14 protein-coding genes are annotated in these 16,130 nt (G+C 47.9%); 3 read left to right on the forward strand and 11 right to left on the reverse strand.

Annotated elements, in window-relative coordinates; all coding sequences use genetic code 11:
• The first annotated feature begins 41 nt into the window (after positions 1-41).
• Positions 42-1,475, forward strand: a complete 1,434-nt coding sequence (locus ACN6MW_RS04410) for a hypothetical protein (protein ID WP_419874388.1) — start codon at positions 42-44, stop codon at positions 1,473-1,475.
• Positions 1,476-1,537: 62 nt separating this feature from the next.
• Here ACN6MW_RS04410 and ACN6MW_RS04415 read toward each other — a convergent pair whose 3' ends face one another.
• From ACN6MW_RS04415 to ACN6MW_RS04440, 6 genes are all read right to left on the reverse strand, one after another.
• A complete protein-coding gene (locus ACN6MW_RS04415; protein WP_419874389.1) occupies positions 1,538-2,032 on the reverse strand; it encodes a YhcN/YlaJ family sporulation lipoprotein in 495 nt (164 codons plus the stop codon).
• A gap of 156 nt (positions 2,033-2,188) precedes the next feature.
• On the reverse strand, positions 2,189-3,079 hold the full coding sequence (locus ACN6MW_RS04420; RefSeq protein ID WP_364147174.1) for a transglutaminase family protein: 891 nt from the start codon (positions 3,077-3,079) through the stop codon (positions 2,189-2,191).
• Entirely contained in the window at positions 3,076-4,071 is a 996-nt protein-coding gene (locus ACN6MW_RS04425; protein ID WP_419874390.1) for an alpha-E domain-containing protein, read from the reverse strand. The genes ACN6MW_RS04420 and ACN6MW_RS04425 overlap by 4 nt, the downstream gene beginning before the upstream one ends.
• Before the next feature lie 16 nt (positions 4,072-4,087).
• Positions 4,088-5,545: a circularly permuted type 2 ATP-grasp protein gene (locus ACN6MW_RS04430; protein ID WP_419874391.1), complete on the reverse strand. Its 1,458-nt coding sequence runs from the start codon at positions 5,543-5,545 to the stop codon at positions 4,088-4,090.
• A 228-nt stretch (positions 5,546-5,773) separates the two neighbouring features.
• Positions 5,774-6,778 (reverse strand): protoglobin domain-containing protein, encoded by a 1,005-nt coding sequence (locus ACN6MW_RS04435; RefSeq protein ID WP_419874392.1) that lies wholly within the window; start codon positions 6,776-6,778, stop codon positions 5,774-5,776.
• A 238-nt stretch (positions 6,779-7,016) separates the two neighbouring features.
• On the reverse strand, positions 7,017-8,912 hold the full coding sequence (locus tag ACN6MW_RS04440) for a PrkA family serine protein kinase (RefSeq protein WP_419874393.1): 1,896 nt from the start codon (positions 8,910-8,912) through the stop codon (positions 7,017-7,019).
• A gap of 241 nt (positions 8,913-9,153) precedes the next feature.
• Here ACN6MW_RS04440 and ACN6MW_RS04445 point away from each other — a divergent pair, with 241 nt between their 5' ends.
• Positions 9,154-9,879 (forward strand): DUF2161 family putative PD-(D/E)XK-type phosphodiesterase, encoded by a 726-nt coding sequence (locus tag ACN6MW_RS04445; protein WP_364147159.1) that lies wholly within the window; start codon positions 9,154-9,156, stop codon positions 9,877-9,879.
• On the opposite strand, the gene ACN6MW_RS04450 is transcribed toward ACN6MW_RS04445, so the two are convergent.
• The 3 genes from ACN6MW_RS04450 to trmL all read right to left on the reverse strand — a co-directional run bounded on the left by ACN6MW_RS04450 (position 9,863) and on the right by trmL (position 12,381).
• Positions 9,863-11,059, reverse strand: coding sequence for a PLP-dependent aminotransferase family protein (locus tag ACN6MW_RS04450; protein WP_419874394.1), 1,197 nt, complete (start codon positions 11,057-11,059; stop codon positions 9,863-9,865). The two genes, ACN6MW_RS04445 and ACN6MW_RS04450, sit on opposite strands and share 17 nt — an antisense overlap.
• Positions 11,060-11,491: 432 nt before the next feature.
• Positions 11,492-11,740 carry an AbrB/MazE/SpoVT family DNA-binding domain-containing protein gene (locus ACN6MW_RS04455; RefSeq protein WP_364147154.1) on the reverse strand — a complete coding sequence of 83 codons (249 nt, stop codon included), beginning with the start codon at positions 11,738-11,740 and terminating at the stop codon, positions 11,492-11,494.
• Positions 11,741-11,916: 176 nt separating this feature from the next.
• Positions 11,917-12,381, reverse strand: coding sequence for a tRNA (uridine(34)/cytosine(34)/5-carboxymethylaminomethyluridine(34)-2'-O)-methyltransferase TrmL (gene trmL / locus ACN6MW_RS04460; RefSeq protein ID WP_364147151.1), 465 nt, complete (start codon positions 12,379-12,381; stop codon positions 11,917-11,919).
• A gap of 150 nt (positions 12,382-12,531) precedes the next feature.
• Here trmL and ACN6MW_RS04465 point away from each other — a divergent pair, with 150 nt between their 5' ends.
• Entirely contained in the window at positions 12,532-13,254 is a 723-nt protein-coding gene (locus tag ACN6MW_RS04465; RefSeq protein WP_364147148.1) for a response regulator transcription factor, read from the forward strand.
• A gap of 106 nt (positions 13,255-13,360) precedes the next feature.
• Here ACN6MW_RS04465 and serC read toward each other — a convergent pair whose 3' ends face one another.
• Together serC and glnA are read right to left on the reverse strand one after the other, a co-directional pair.
• Positions 13,361-14,446 (reverse strand): 3-phosphoserine/phosphohydroxythreonine transaminase, encoded by a 1,086-nt coding sequence (gene serC / locus ACN6MW_RS04470; protein WP_419874395.1) that lies wholly within the window; start codon positions 14,444-14,446, stop codon positions 13,361-13,363.
• A gap of 216 nt (positions 14,447-14,662) precedes the next feature.
• Positions 14,663-16,087, reverse strand: coding sequence for a type I glutamate--ammonia ligase (gene glnA, locus ACN6MW_RS04475; protein WP_364147143.1), 1,425 nt, complete (start codon positions 16,085-16,087; stop codon positions 14,663-14,665).
• Positions 16,088-16,130: the final 43 nt, after the last annotated feature.

A 16,130-nucleotide genomic window follows, 5' to 3' on the forward strand; every position in this document is an offset into this window, starting at 1 on the left:
TATCCTTTACGTTGATTTACGCGATTTAGGAGGAATTTAAGATGTTAGAGCCTGTCATAGAGGAGAAGCAGCTTGATGCTGCATTATTCCAATTTATTTTTCCATTCTCATTAAATAAGAATTGCCAGGATAAGCTTCAAGCCCAGCTTCAAGACGATGGCTACACCCGGTTTTCCTTGAAGAAAACTGAATTAGAAACGGAATATTACGGCGAACCCTACCGGGTGTCTCATTTGAATATGGAGCGTTATTATTTGCCCTTCACCAATAACATGCTGTTTCCGCATTCCGAGAAACAAGCTGGCCTGCACCGTTTTTCCAAATCGATGAAGCTTCATTGCAGCTTCAAATCTGAATATCGAAATTTTGATTTCATCGTACAATCAACCGATGTGTTCCTCTGTCCTTTCGATCTTGGTTTTATTACTATACGAATCGAAATTCCCTGCAGCGATATCACTTTTACGGATGCATTGGAGTTCGCGAAACGCTTCAGGGTGCTGCAGGATATGAACAGCCAAGATAAAGCGGCAAGGTGGGGATCGGAAAAGAAGGCGTTCGATGACGTCGAAGATTTTTTATTCGAGGTGCTTGTTCCGGGGATGATTCCCTACTTGAATTCCGATGAGCTCGAGGGGACTTATTTTGCTAAACATCCTTTTTTCGTGGATGAACGTATGTACGTGCAAGGTCTATTTGCTTTTAAAAATAAAAGCGATATGACGCAGGCAGACTTGTTCCGCGCCTCTCAAATCGACGGCGTCGACAAATACGATCAGCCCTATATCAGCTCATCCAGCATGGAATATATCAACCGTTACCTTGATGAGCATTCTTATGACCGCTGGGCTCCCAACACCTTTTACATCACGCACGAAACATCGTTTGTTTGCGTCACGAATGAAGATGAAATTATCAGAACACAGCTCGCGAATCATATGTACGGTGAATACTACTATGCCCTTTTGATTAATCTGTTCCATAAAATCGTGCTCCTGAAATTGTCCAATCAATACTCTCAGGTTAGGCTGGATAAAAATCAGGATAAAATTGAAGAGCTGATTCGGTCGATTACTACTTTCTCAGCCAAATATTACTTTAATGAAGTCGTCTCCCAATCACAGGGAAAAGAGATTTTCATCCAACTTCGCCGCCATTTCGGTAACATTGATCTTTATGACGATGTAAAACATACGCTCGCGGATTTGTATAAATACCAAGAAAATTTCACGGCGAAGCGCAGTAACTATTTGCTGCTTATCCTAACGGTCTACACGGTAATTAGCGGAATTTACGGAATGAATCAGGTTATCGAGGATCTAAAAGGGGACATTGACTGGGGCAAGCTGCAGGGATACTCGGTTTTTGAGCATCTTGCTTTTGTTCTAACCATTTCTGGGATAAGCATTGCTTTATGGCTTGGATTCACTACGATCTTCCAGCTATTCAAAGAGCAGCTTAAGAAAAAGCATTAAAGCATTAACGAAAGCGTATGTAAAGGCCGGCAGCTCCCGAAGAAGCTGCCGGCTCGTATTTTTTATCTGGAAGGCTCGGTTACCCCATCGCCAATATCGCGTATGATGTCAGCTACATCATGGACAAAGGTTTTTATAGGATGTCCATTCGTCAAGCCGTTATCCAGTTTCCCGATCTTATCGTGTATCCCCCGCTCTGCGGTTACATGGATGTTATACACGGGATATTGGCCTTTTAAAGCCGCGTAAACCTGTTTCTCAATAATCGCTCTTTTTCCCATATCGGATACATCCAAGCCAACGAGCGCCTCTTTTTGATGCAGGACGACCGTTGCTTTGTTCACGCCAGTGACCTGATCCGCGCGATTCGCCAACTGCTTGGCGCTATGCGATAAGTCCAGACCGTTAGGCAATGATTTGGACTCCAACCGATTCCTATTATTTTTTGCCCGCATCGCATTTTCGTTCACCGTATGGTTTTGTCCGCATGCCGCCAATGAGCAGCCCAATATCACAACCATAAATGAAGTAACGACAGGCTTAAATGATTTCAACACGCTTAAGCACCTCCTGCTTGATGCTTATAAGGTTTGCTTCTGCCCATTATTCATACATGGAAATGTCTATATTTCAGTAAAGCCCACAAAAAAGAACAGTCGACCGTATGCTGCTGGAGCGGCCGCTGTTCCTTTTATCCTTGTCTATTCATCTGGTTAATCCTCTACATTTCTAACATCGACCGATACATGCAGCACCTGCTCGCCTGTACCTCTATAAACCCCTTTGACCGGCACGATATCTTTATAATCCCGTCCGTGACCGAGCTTCACATACCGCTCTCCTACAGGATCGGCATTCGTCGGATCGAAGCTGCACCAGCCGAGACCAGGCACAAAGGCCTCTACCCAAGCATGGGAGGCTTGCTCGAAATCCGCGCTTCCGCCTTGCAAATCGCCTACAAAATGATAGCCGCTCACATAGCGGGAAGGAATATGGAAAGCTCTGCAGCCTGCAATCATCAAATGGGCAAAATCCTGGCAAACCCCTCGTTTGCTGAGAAACATTTCCGAGGTTTTTGTTTTTACGTCCGTTGCTTCCGGGTCGTAAATGAATTCCGTTCTAATCTTGGCAGATAACGCGCTCAGCCAGTCCAGCACGCTGATGAGGCCGTTCTCATCCTTATCCGGGATTTCATTCGCAAATTGTTCTACCTCGTTCGTGACTGCGGTATATTCAGTCGTCAGCAGAAATTCGGTAAACCGGTCAGCTGCTGCGTCCGTTCTTAGCCAACTCCATGCCTGCTCCGGCGAACGCTTGCTTAAGTATTGGGCTCTCTCCTCGGAGGTAGGCGCCTGCTTCGTTACGACCGTCATGGATGTTCGTATCGTAAGTTTTTTATGTGGACCGTTTACCGAGAAGGCATGCACCCGGTTTCCGAAATAATCCTCGTAAGTAAACAATGAAGCATTCGGCTCGATGGATATCGCCTGCTGGTAGCAGGATTGCCGTTCATTCGTACTCGGCGTAAGCCTGATCTCATTGACACTGTCCGTTACCGCTTCCGCGTATTCGTATTGGGTCACATGTGAAATACTCAGCTTCATGCGCTTGCCTCCCCCATGCGAAAAAAGGTTTTGGCGAACGCCATCCCCAGCTGCTGGCAGGCATCTAGCAAATGAGCCACGATCATGCCGCCTCGATCAATGACCATGTCTTCCCGCTCCAGGCATGCCAAATCCGCTTTTACTTTGCCTACTTGGCGAATGACTCTCTCATGTGCCGTACGCAGCTGTTTATCCTGCAGCTCGATATGCCGCATATGATCATCCAGCGTATGAAGCGCGAAATGAAGGGAACGCGGAAAGGCGCTGTTCAGCACGACAAATTCAACGATGGATTCAACGGATATCCCGTCCGCATAATAACGGCGGAATGCCTGGTAGCCGCTGACGGAACGCAGGACAGCCTGCAAATACGGATAGGCGCTTGCGCTGTTCCAGCCTTCGTTGCTTGCTGCGTTGCCTACCGCTTTAATAATTCGCAGCGTATTTTCCGATCGCTCCAGGTATCGCCCGCATTCAATGAAATGCCATTCGTTTTCCCTTGGCATGACCGATTGGCTGACCCCTTGGAACAATGCGGTCCATTCCTTGATTCGCATGAAAAATAAATGCGGGGATTCGCGAAGCAAATCATCCGGCTGCTTCTCCCTCAGCCATAGATAGAATGCATTCGTCACATCCCACATTTCGCTAGGCACCTTCTCTCGAAGCGTGCGCAAGTTGCCGCGAGCATGGCTGACGCAAGAGACTAGGGAGTTCGAATTATCCCGGTCCAGCGTCGTATAGAAAAGCACATCCCGTTCGTTATAGCTGCCGTATTGCTGCTCGAAGTCCTCGCGGCTGCCCAGTGCGTCCACGATTCTTGCCCATTTTAATATTGGCTCCGCAGCTTCTTCTTCGGGTTTATCATCGATGCCTGCGGCGGCTTCATCTCCTTGAAGATGATAGTGAACATCGATCAATCTAGCATGGTTCTCGGCACGCTCCATGTAACGGCCAATCCAAAATAATGCCTCTGCATTCCGGTTCAGCATCGCATTCCCTCCATATTTATCGATTAAGGACCCACGTATCCTTGACGCCGCCGCCTTGCGAAGAATTAACGACAAGCGAACCCTCTGTCATCGCAACCCGCGTTAAACCTCCCGGAATGACATGCGTATCCTCACCCATCAATGCAAAAGCCCGCAGATCAATGTGACGCGGCGTCATGCTGCCATTCACCATGACCGGCGCGCGTGAAAGCTTCATCGTCGTCTGAGCGATATAACGCCCCGGCTCGCGTTTGATTGCTTCGGCGAAGGTTTGCAGCTCCTTCGAGGTAGCGGCGGGCCCAATCAGCATCCCATAGCCGCCCGAAAGCGATGTCTCCTTCACAACGAGCTGATCCAAATGATCAAGTACGTATTCGCGCTCTTCCTTACGCGATAAAATGTACGTAGGAACGTTATGAAGGAGAGGCTCTTCGCCCAAGTAGTAACGAATCATGTCCGGAACATACGCGTAAACCGCTTTATCGTCTGCCACTCCCGTACCCGGCGCATTGGCTATCGCGACATTTCCCGCCCGATAAGCATTCATAAGACCAGGAACACCGAGGAAGGAATCAGGCTGGAAGGCTAGCGGGTCAAGGAAATCATCGTCGATACGCCGGTAAATCACGTCTACCTGACGTAGTCCCCGCAGATCCCGCAAAAAAATCTTGTGGTCTTTGTAGACAAGGTCTCTGCCTTCAACGAGGTGAATACCCATTTGCTGAGCCAAAAAAGTATGCTCGTAATAAGCAGAATTATAAGCGCCTGGCGTTAGCAAGACGATCAAAGGATCCCGTTTGCCGTTTGGAGAAAGCGCGCGGAGCGAGCTTAAGAAGCAGTTCAAGCTGCGGTCAATGCTTTGTACGGAGCTGGATAAATATAAATCATGAAACAATTCATTCATTAACGTTCTTCCCTTAAACAGATAAGAAAAACCTGATGGCGAACGTAAATTGTCCTCAAGCACATAATAACGGCCTTTTTCATCACGAATCAAATCAATGCCCGATGCTGTAATATATACACCGCACGGAACTTGTAGACCAGCCATTTCAGGCCTGAAATAAGTATTGGATACGATCATGCGCCGAGGGATAATGCCGTCGGAAACGATCCGTTGTCCATGATACACATCATAGAGGAAAGCGTTTAGAGCACGAATCCGCTGTCTTACGCCGCGGTCCACGCCTTCCCACTCATGCTTGGGAATAACGCGCGGGATGTAATCGAAAGGAATCGTTCGCTCGAGGGGTTCATTCTGGGCTCCGCTGTACAGCGTGAACGTAATGCCCTCTTCCATCATTCTTTGATTAATCGCATTTTGACGGACCGCAAGCTCTGCCGGCTTCATTCTCCCAAACAAACGATGAACCTTGTCATAGTGGGCCCGTACCGAAAGGTCCTTGTCGAACATTTCATCGTAAAAGGTTTGAGAATCGTAAAATTGCGATTGCGACTGTTTGGCCGTCGACATGACAACCGCCTCCTCCATGATGGGCGCTGCACCGATTTGGTACGAGCAAGTTAAACATTTTGATCAATTATGTTATACTTATGTTAAAAAACTTAACAATTATAACCGAATCGCATCTTAATGTTAGGATTATCATACTAAAATCAGAAAATTGTGTCAACTTATATAACACGAAAGCAGGAACCCTCGATAGAGAGAATTCCTGCTTTTTCTAAGCTGCGTTTTATTCTAGGATTGATTTAATTGCTGCAGATCCTTCGTAACCTTATCGACCATGTGTACGAACGAAGCGAGCTCCTGCGAACGGGCCGCTTGATTGCGCGCTTCGACCGATGTCTGCTCGGACTCGTGACGTACGGCGGACAGCTTCTTGTCAATCTCTTCAAGCTTCGACTGTATCCCTTCGAGCGCATTGCGTGAGGAAGAAGCCAGTTTGCGCACTTCATTCGCGACAACCTCGAACCCTCGCCCGTTTTCTCCGGCCCTCGCCGCTTCGATTGCGGCATTCAGCCCGAGTAAATGCGTTTGATCCGATAAACCGCGAATTAATGAGCCCATTTCATTAATGCCGTCCAGTTCCTCTCGAAGCTCTCCTAATAATGTATGCGTCTTATCCTGGGATTGCGATGTCGAAATTGCCGTTGCCGCAATTGATTGCGCACCCTCGTCCAATTCGAGCATAAGCGAAGCCAGCTCCTGCACCGCGCTGGTTACGGTTGTCAGCATGACGGAACGATTGTCCGCGAGCTCCTGAATTTTCTGCTGCTCATGCTGATTATAGGCTTCAAGCACGAATTGCGAATCGAGATTAAATAATTTCGCCAAAGCATGCACTACTTCCTGCCAGCCTTCAGGAATAACCTTTTGAAGCACAGTCGTGGATATATCCAGATAAGTCATATAGGTACCCAAATACCAATCCGTCGTTAATCCGATTCGCGAATGGACGGCACCTATCTTTATACGGTTTTCAATATACGCTTGATCGATTACCCCTTCGGTAAGCGACATATAGTACCATCGCTGCGTTTCCTTCAGCCGTTCTACGCTGCTTACTTTTGAAATAATCGCAATTAGTTCGGGCTGTTGGCCGACACTGTCATAAAACCGATCAACCACTTCGTCAACGATCTTCTCGAAAATCGGTTTGCATTCAGCCAGTTTTTTTAAATCCTTCTCCGTAATCCCCGTGTATTCAAGCTGCTTCTGGCGTTCTGACGATACTTTAATCAATTAGTCCGACTCCTTCGGTGTATAGTTGATCGCTATCACCTATTATATCGGAAAATATACCCTTTTCATTATTATCAATATGAATTCTTTTTAAACCTATTCGCAAAAACAAAAAGGCCGATAGATTTTTTCCTATCGACCGGGATATCAGCACGCTTTTAAATCCTACTGTCAGCTCTTTATTACAATTCGTAAGCGGCGAATATCACCTGCAACATTCGCCGCTTACACTAACTCGTTACCTGTTTAACAGGCTTCCAACGTACCGGAGCAGTTCATTGGAACAAACCGGGCAGTACCCATGCTCATCCATAAGCCGTTTGGTAACTTCATTTATGCGCTTCAATTGGCTCTCATCCGGCGTTTTCGTGGAGGTCGTTATTTTCACGATATCCTTGAGATCGGCGAACAGCTTCTTCTCAACCGCCTCGCGCAGACGTTCGTGGCTCGTAAAATCGAATTTTTTCCCTTTCCGGGAATACGAGGATATACGAATCAGAATTTCTTCACGGAATGCTTTTTTCGCATTTTCCGAGACGCCGATTTGTTCCTCGATGGACCGCATGAGCCGCTCATCCGGATCCATCTCCTCGCCGGTTAAAGGATCCTTAATTTTGGCCCAGTTGCAGTAAGACTCGATATTATCGAGGTAGTTCTCAAACAAGGTGCGGGCAGACTCCTCATAGGAGTAGACGAATGCCTTTTGAATTTCCTTCTTCGCCAGGAGATCATATTCCTTGCGCGCGACGGAAATGAAATTTAAGTACCGCTCACGTTCTTCCTTCGTGATAGAAGGATGACTATCCAAACCTTCTTTCAGCGCGCGCAGCACATCAAGCGCATTAATACATTGCGTATCCTGCTTAATTAGCGCACTCGAGATTCGGTTTATGACGTAGCGCGGATCAATGCCCGTCATGCCTTCCTCTAAGTATTCATTTTGCATTTCTTTCAAATCCGCTTCTTTGAAGCCCTCTACTTCCTCGCCATCGTACATCCGCATTTTTTTGACAAGATCCATGCCCTGCTTCTTCGTTTCCTTCAGCCTTGTCAAAATAGAGAAGATCGCAGCCGCGCGCAAGGCATGGGGCGCAATATGGATATGCCGCATGTCGCTCTGCGCAATCAGCTTTTTATAGATTTTCTCTTCGTCGGACACTCTCAAATTGTATGGCACTGGCATAACGATCATCCGGGAATGCAGCGCCTCGTTTTTCTTATTGCTAATAAAAGATTTGTACTCGGATTCGTTCGTATGCGCAATAATGAGCTCATCGGCGCTTATAAGCGCGAAGCGTCCAGCCTTGAAATTGCCTTCCTGGGTCAGTGAGAGCAGATTCCACAAAAACTTCTCATCGCATTTGAGCATTTCTTGGAACTCCATCAAGCCGCGGTTCGCTTTGTTAAGCTCTCCGTCAAACCGATAGGCGCGGGGATCGGATTCGGATCCGTACTCCGTTATGGTGGAGAAATCAATACTGCCCGTGAGGTCGGCAATATCCTGCGATTTCGGATCGGACGGACTGAATGTTCCGATTCCTACGCGGTTATCCTCCGAAATAAACACACGCTCGACGAGCACGTTCTCGATGTCGCCGCTGTATTCCGTTTGCAGCCTCATTTGGCAGGATGGGCATAGGTTGCCTTCAATTCGAACACCAAGCTCCTTCTCGATATCAGGACGAAGCTCATGGGGAATAAGATGCAGCGGATCCTCATGCATAGGGCAGCCTTTAATCGCATAAACGGATCCTCGCTCCGTTCTGGAGAAGCGCTCAAGTCCTTTTTTGAGCATGGTAACAATCGTTGACTTGCCTCCGCTGACAGGACCCATTAACAGCAGAATCCGCTTACGAACCTCAAGCCTGCGAGCTGATGAGTGGAAATACTCCTCTACCAGCTTCTCAATCGCACGATCGAGCCCAAAGATTTCTTGATCGAAAAACTTATACTGCTTACGGCCGCCAACATCTTCCACCCCGTGAGATTCAATCATTTCATAAACGCGTGAATGTGCAGTCATGGCCGGGGACGGGTCCTTCCTCAGCAACTCAATATAATCCTTGAATGTTCCTGTCCATGCAAGCTTCTCGCTCTCAGCCTGATACTCCGATATTCGCTTGAAAATGTCCATACCGTGCCTCCTCCCATCGCTTCCGCATTCCACTTATCATTCTACGCCCGGGATTTGTCTCTAGACGCTCTATCGAGTGGTGCCAACTTTTATTGAGATATAACAATCCTATGCTTATTCGGGGAGATAATTGCACACTATTTTTGTCCATCATCCATCAAAAAACGACAAGCCGACAGTTTCCTTTGTTATAATGGAGGCAAAAGCTTCGATTGAAACGAGTGGAGAGGAGAAAGAAAACGTGGCAGTCGCACGCGAGGAAGAGCTTTACAGCCCTATAAAAAAGCACTATGAGCAGCTTGGCTTTATTGTAAAAAGCGAGGTGCTCCATTGTGATTTGGTTGCCGTGCATCCGGATCACAATGAAACGATTATTGTCGAAATGAAAAAAACGTTCAACCTCGCCTTGCTCCTGCAAGGGGTTGAACGTCTTCGGCTGAACAGCCATGTTGTGCTTGCCGTTGAACGGAACCGCAAAAAAAGCGGCGCCCACAACCAACGCTTCGGCGATTTGACGGAGCTTTGCCGCATGCTTGGACTCGGCCTGATGACAGTCACCTTCTACAAAACGAAGCCGCCGGTCATCGAGATGCTCTGCCATCCCGGCGAACTGCCGCAGCGCGGCGCAAGACGCAAGAAACAAGCTCAGCTGCTGACCGAGTTCAGAGAGCGCAGCGGCGACTATAACGTAGGCGGTAGCACCCGCCGCAAGCTGGTGACCGCTTACCGCGAGAAGGCTCTGCGCTGCGCATATGCGCTGCACACCGCCGGTCCGCTTGCGCCGCGGGAGGTATCCGCTTTTACGGGCTACAGCCGCAGCGGCGAAACGCTTCGCAATAACTATTACGGCTGGTTCGAGCGCATAGGACGCGGCAAATACAGCCTGCGCCCGGAAGGCGCGGCTGCATTAGCCGAGTACGGCGAAGTCATCGCGGAATGGACGTCTTCGATCAGCTCCGCGCCGTAAATTCGCCGATTGCTTCTACAAAACGCTCCACGCCCTGCTCCGTACGCGCACCCGTATTATACGTATAGTTCAATCTTGCGGTGTTGCGCTGAGGATGCTCGGCATAGAATGAGCTGCCCGGCACGAACGCAACGCCCTTTTGAACGGCGCAGCGAAGCAGTGCTTCCGCATCCAAGCCGTCTGGGAGCTCCAGCCAGAGGAACATACCGCCTTTTGGTTTTACCCAGGTTACGTCTTGAAGACCCTGCCGCTTCAGTAGCTCATGCATTTCGATCATGCGCTCCCCGTATGATTTGGAAATCAGCCGGATATGGCCGTCTAAGTCAAAGCCTTGCAAAAGCTCGCTCAAAATTTGCTGATCGATTGCGCTTGAATGAAGATCAGCCGCCTGCTTCGCTTTGGCTACCATACCGATAACGCTGCTGTCCCCGATCGCCCAGCCCGAACGCAGCGCCGGCGCAACCGTTTTGGAAAACGTGCTTGTATAAAAAACCGCGCCTTGCTCCGCTTTGCCCTCAAGCGAAAACAGCGTTGGAAATTGCTCGCTCTCATCAAAAGTAATATCCCCGTAAGGATCGTCTTCGATAATCGGCATATCATTTTGCTTACACAAGGCAAGCAGCTTCTTTCTCCGTTCCACGCTCCACACCCGCCCTGTCGGGTTCCCGAAAGTAGGCACGGCGTAAAGCAGCTTCGGACGATGCTCCCGAATGAGCCGCTCGGCATCCTCGGGTATGATTCCATCCTCGTCGCTCTCAGCCGCAATGACCTTCAAGCCATGCAGCGCGAACACCTGCAGGCTCGCCAAGTAGGTAGGCTTCTCGACCAGAACAGTATCGCCAGGCTCGGTAAGCACGCCTACCAGCAAATCAATCGCCTGCTGCGAGCCCGTTGTCAATATCATTTGCTCCGGATTCACATGCATTTGCTTCGCCGCCATACGCGAACACAGCTGCTCGCGGAGCGGCATGTAACCTTCCGTCAAACCGTATTGCAAAGCGCCCGTCCCAGCCGTAAAGACGCGGTCAGCGGCTTCGCGGATGGCTTGTACGGGAAACAGTTCCTCTGCCGGCAACCCTCCGGCAAACGAAATCATATCCTTGCCCTGCGTCAGCTTCAAAATATCTCTAACCGCTGACGATTTCAACTGCGATACTCTGGATGAAAAACGATAATTCATAGTATATGCTCCTCCTCGCAAGCTTAAAGCTTGCTATGCTCATACTCTCTATGTTAACAATGTGTTCACAACTTTTAAAGTTTTCTTTTTTGCCGACGTTGGTTATAATAAAGACAACGTACTTGGAGGTGTCCCACAGATGAACTTTATTATTGTCATGACTGTTTTTGCGTTGTTCATTACGGCGATGCTGACCAGCTCCTACAATGAAGACAAAACAAAAGGTCTATAAGCCGGCTGCGGACTGCTTGTAGCAAGCATGCGGTATCGGCCAAGCAATTGGCGGCCATCGCATCTTGATGAAGGAGTAAATGACATAAGTCTGATCTTATGTTTTTCTATTCTTTCCCCAACAAAAATGAAGCTTCCCGATGAGCATCTTGCTCAACAAGGGAAGCTTCATTTCGTTAGAAAAGCATTCCGCCCCTCTGATTAATGCTGCAGAACTGCCATTTCCTCCATACATTCGCCACAAACATAACGTTCCTTGAAATCACGAACTTCAACCATCGAACCGCAAAAAACGCATTTGGGACGGTAACGTTCCAAAATAATATGGTCACCTTGGACGAAAATTTCAACGGGATCGCCCTCGTTCATCAAATAACGTTTACGCAATGATTTTGGAAGTACAATACGTCCGAGTTGATCCACTTTTCTAACTACACCTGCTGGTTTCATCGCTTTCACCTCTTCTGTGTCTGGTTTCGCAAGTCATTTCTGGAAACCTCTGCGTTATAGTCTTTCGTGGGTACTTGGGATTTTCCTTCCTAAATTCATAATTTCTTAATATCCTGCAACTAATCCTTGTTTTTTGGCGAATAAATTCCAAAAAATGATAAATATAGCAGCATATTTTATTCAAGTCCTGGAAAATCATTTTGCCTAAGCGCTTCATACACAATAATTGCTGCCGAATTGGATAAATTTAATGAACGCACTTTATCCGTCATCGGCATTCTGATACAAGTTTCCTTATTCGCGTCTATTAGCTCCTGGGGCAAACCCTTTGTTTCTTTTCCGAAAACAAAGAAATCGCCGTCCCGGTAATCGAATTGTGAATACGGCTTGCTTGCTTTTGTGCTTGCATAGAAAAAACGCCCTTGCGGATACGCCGCCAGCACCTCATCAAAGGAATCATGGTACTCGATCTGCACCGAATGCCAGTAATCGAGCCCGGCCCGCTTCAAGGTACGGTCGTCCGTATCGAAGCCGAGCGGTCTAACTAAATGCAAAATTGCACCGGTTGCGGCACATGTACGCGAAATATTGCCTGTGTTTGCCGGAATTTCCGGTTCTACCAATACGATATGAAATGACATAGTTTTCAATCTCACCTCTCATTTTGCCTATTATACACGAATTCGCCGAATATTTTTACACCCACTTTACGTACCGTTAATCTCAAGCATAATTTCCGCCTTCATAATAGGTAACAGAATAGGCGGATACACGTGAAGGAGAGCTGAACCATGCGAAAAAAGATTTTGGTCGTGGATGACGAGCCATCAATTTCGATGTTGATTGAATTTAACTTAAAGTTGGCAGGCTATGATGTACGCTGCGTAGGTGACGGGGAAGCCGTATTTGATATGCTGAAGCCCTTTCGTCCAGACTTGATCGTTCTTGACCTCATGCTGCCAAAAATGGACGGAATCCAAGTTTGCCGCGAACTGCGCAAGCAAAGCAACGCCGTACCGATCGTTATGCTAACCGCGCTTCAGGACGTAACAGACAAAATCGCCGGTCTCGACAACGGGGCCGATGACTATATGACAAAGCCCTTTAGCCCGCAGGAGCTGGTATCCCGCATCCAAGCGATATTCCGCCGCGTTCAATCGCTGCCCGGCACCGCGGAAGACACGACTTTCAATATCGGCCGCTTAAAGGTGCAAGTGGAGCAGCGCGAGGTTTTCATTGACGGTAAGCCCGTTGAGCTTACGCCAAAAGAATTCGAACTGCTGCTATTCCTTTGCCGCCACAAGGGAAAGGTGCTCAGCCGCCAGCAGCTGCTGCACGGCGTTTGGGATTACCATTTTCTTGGCGACACCCGCATTGTCGACGTTCATATCAGCCATCTGCGCGATAAAATCGAGAAAAATGCCCGTACTCCGGAATATATCATGACTGTGCGCAATGTCGGCTATAAGCTGAACGGACCGCATGTTGCCGAAAGCTCCGTCGCGCAGGCATAAACCCCGATTAAGCGAAAACCAAAAGCCGCCCTGCCTTCTTCGTAGAAGGAGTGGGCGGCTTTTTATTGTATCCTAGCTCTTACGTCACTTATTGCTTTAGCCGGTACTAGCCGTTACGTTTTTGAAAATCAATCATGAACTGCTGAAGCGCTTGGCAGCTTTCGAGCGGAACCGCATTATACGTTGAAGCTCTCAGGCCGCCAACATCGCGATGTCCCTTCAAGCCAACAAAGCCTTCCTTCTCTGATTCTTTGACGAACAGGCTTTCAAGCTCCTCGTTCTGAATACGGAAAGTAATATTCATGAGCGAACGGCTTTGCGGCTGCGCACAGCCGATATAGAAGCCGCTGCTTTGATCGATCGCGTCATAGATGAGTTTCGTTTTGTCACGGTTGTACTGCTCCAGTTGAGCTACTCCGCCTTTGCCCTTAATCCATTGCAGCACCAGATTGACCATGTAAACCGAGAAAGACGGCGGCGTGTTATAAAGCGAGCCGCTCTTCGCATGTGTGCTGTAACGGAACATCGACGGGATGGTTTTCGGACTGTTTTCCACAAGATCCTTGCGGATAATGACAACCGTAACACCTGATGGGCCTAGATTTTTCTGAGCACCGGCGTAAATGACGCCAAACTTGCTCACATCAATCGGTCTGCTCAAAATATCGCTGGACATATCGGCGATTAAAGGTACATCTCCTGTATCCGGGAACTCTTGGAACTGGGTTCCGCCGATTGTTTCATTCGATGTAAGATGAAGATAAGACGCGTTGCTTGGCACCTCGATTTCCGACAATGCCGGCATACGCATGAAATTGTCGGATTCTGTCGAAGCCGCGATCACAGTTTCTCCGACAAGTTTCGCTTCTTTCAGCGCTTTGTCGGCCCATGCGCCTGTCATCACGTAAGCGCCTGGTTTTCCTGGGCTGAGAAGATTAAGCGGCAACATGGCAAATTGCGTGCTGGCACCGCCTTGCAGCAAAAGCACCTCATAATTTTCAGGAACTCCGAACAATTCGCGAAGCAAAGCCTGCGATTCGTTATTCACGGCTTCGTACAATTTACTGCGGTGAGACATTTCCATAATGGACATGCCTGCATTTTGATAATCAACAAATTGCTCCTGCGCTTGCTTTAGTACCTCAAGTGGTATTGCGGCTGGTCCTGCATTAAAATTAAATGCTCGTGTCATCTTCGGATACCCACCTCTGTTTCTTTATATATGATATGGTTATGATAGCAATTTTGAAGGGCCGCATCAAGTGTAATCGGCAATTTCAAAAAACAAAAAGTCGAACGTATGACGAAATACTGACAAAAACATTCGGTTTTCATTCATCATTTCTTTAATTTTCATAAAAAAACGGGTCCTAGAAGGACCCGTTTCTTATATTTCTTAACGATCGGATTAGCAATCGTAGTAAAGGCTGAACTCATGCGGATGAATGCGGATTGCAACTGCTTTAGCTTCTGCACGTTTGATTGCTACATAGTTCTCGATGAAGTCTTTGGAGAATACGCCGCCTTCAGTCAAGAAATCGGAATCAGCTTCAAGAGCGTTAAGCGCTTCGTCAAGCGTTCCAGGAACGCTGCGAATTTCTTTTTTCTCTTCTTCCGGCAATTCGTAGATGTTTTTGTCGAAAGGACCATAACCAAGAGCAACTGGATCAAGTTTACGCTTGATGCCGTCCAAACCAGCAAGCAGCATTGCTGCGAAAGCAAGGTAAGGGTTAGCCGTGTTGTCCGGTGTACGGAATTCGATACGACAGCCTTTAGGCGTTACAGCTGCAATCGGAATACGGATTGCTGCGGAACGGTTACCTTTCGAGAATACAAGGTTAACCGGCGCTTCGTAACCAGGTACAAGGCGTTTGAACGAGTTCGTGCTTGGGTTAGTGATTGCGATCAAAGCCGGAGCGTGGTAAAGCACGCCGCCGATGTAGTGCATTGCAAGTTCACTAAGGTTTGCATACGCGCCTTTATCGTAGAACATAGGCTCGTCGCCGTTGAAGATCGAAGTATGAACGTGCATACCGCTACCGTTGTCACCGAAAAGCGGCTTCGGCATGAAAGTAGCCGTTTTGCCGTATTGGCGAGCTGTATTGTGAATGATATATTTGAATTTCATCAGGTTGTCAGCTGTTTTTGTAAGTGTATCGAAACGGAAGTTAATTTCCGCTTGACCAGCTGTAGCAACTTCATGGTGATGACGCTCAACGCGAAGACCCGACTCTTGCAATAGGCGAACCATTTCGCTGCGGATATCTTGTTGGGAATCAACTGGAGCTACAGGAACATAGCCGCCTTTTACTGGAATTTTGGCACCTAGGTTGCCGCCTTCTTCTTTGCGGTTCGTGTTCCAGCCAGCTTCTTCGGATTCAACCATGTACGAAGAAGAATTCATTGTGCTTTCATAGCGAACTTCGTCGAAGATGAAGAATTCAGGCTCTGGCGCGAAAAATGCTGTCGTACCAATGCCAGTCGTTTGAAGATACTCTTCAGCCTTTTGAGCGATGCTGCGCGGATCGCGGTCATAGCGGTCGCCTTCAGGTGTATGGATATTACACATAACGTTCAGTGTAGGGTGATCAGTGAAAGGGTCGATAAATACGGATTCTGTATCTGGAATCATAACCATATCGGAATTCTCAATACCACGGAAACCGTGGATCGATGAACCGTCAAAAGCTACCCCGTTTACGAAAGTATCAGCATCCACCTCAGCAGCTGGAAGCGTGATGTGGTGTGCATGACCAAGAAGATCTACAAAGCGGAAATCTACAAACATGATGCTGTTTTCTTTAATATTGTCCAAAACATTTTGAACTGACATTAATAATTTCCTCCATTTCCGAACATTAGCGTAGTGTTGAACA

It is taken from the genome of Pristimantibacillus sp. PTI5 (assembly GCF_048572955.1).
GTDB lineage: Bacteria > Bacillota > Bacilli > Paenibacillales > Paenibacillaceae > Pristimantibacillus.

Bases quoted from the DNA above. Each gene is read 5' to 3' on its own strand.
- ACN6MW_RS04410 (WP_419874388.1), top strand. From the start codon at position 42: ATGTTAGAGCCTGTCATAGAGGAGAAGCAGCTTGATGCTGCATTATTC.
- ACN6MW_RS04420 (WP_364147174.1), bottom strand. From the start codon at position 3,079: ATGAAGCTGAGTATTTCACATGTGACCCAATACGAATACGCGGAAGCG.
- ACN6MW_RS04425 (WP_419874390.1), bottom strand. From the start codon at position 4,071: ATGCTGAACCGGAATGCAGAGGCATTATTTTGGATTGGCCGTTACATG.
- ACN6MW_RS04430 (WP_419874391.1), bottom strand. From the start codon at position 5,545: ATGTCGACGGCCAAACAGTCGCAATCGCAATTTTACGATTCTCAAACC.
- ACN6MW_RS04440 (WP_419874393.1), bottom strand. From the start codon at position 8,912: ATGGACATTTTCAAGCGAATATCGGAGTATCAGGCTGAGAGCGAGAAG.
- ACN6MW_RS04450 (WP_419874394.1), bottom strand. From the start codon at position 11,059: ATGAATTATCGTTTTTCATCCAGAGTATCGCAGTTGAAATCGTCAGCG.
- ACN6MW_RS04455 (WP_364147154.1), bottom strand. From the start codon at position 11,740: ATGAAACCAGCAGGTGTAGTTAGAAAAGTGGATCAACTCGGACGTATT.
- trmL (WP_364147151.1), bottom strand. From the start codon at position 12,381: ATGTCATTTCATATCGTATTGGTAGAACCGGAAATTCCGGCAAACACA.
- ACN6MW_RS04465 (WP_364147148.1), top strand. From the start codon at position 12,532: ATGCGAAAAAAGATTTTGGTCGTGGATGACGAGCCATCAATTTCGATG.
- serC (WP_419874395.1), bottom strand. From the start codon at position 14,446: ATGACACGAGCATTTAATTTTAATGCAGGACCAGCCGCAATACCACTT.
- glnA (WP_364147143.1), bottom strand. From the start codon at position 16,087: ATGTCAGTTCAAAATGTTTTGGACAATATTAAAGAAAACAGCATCATG.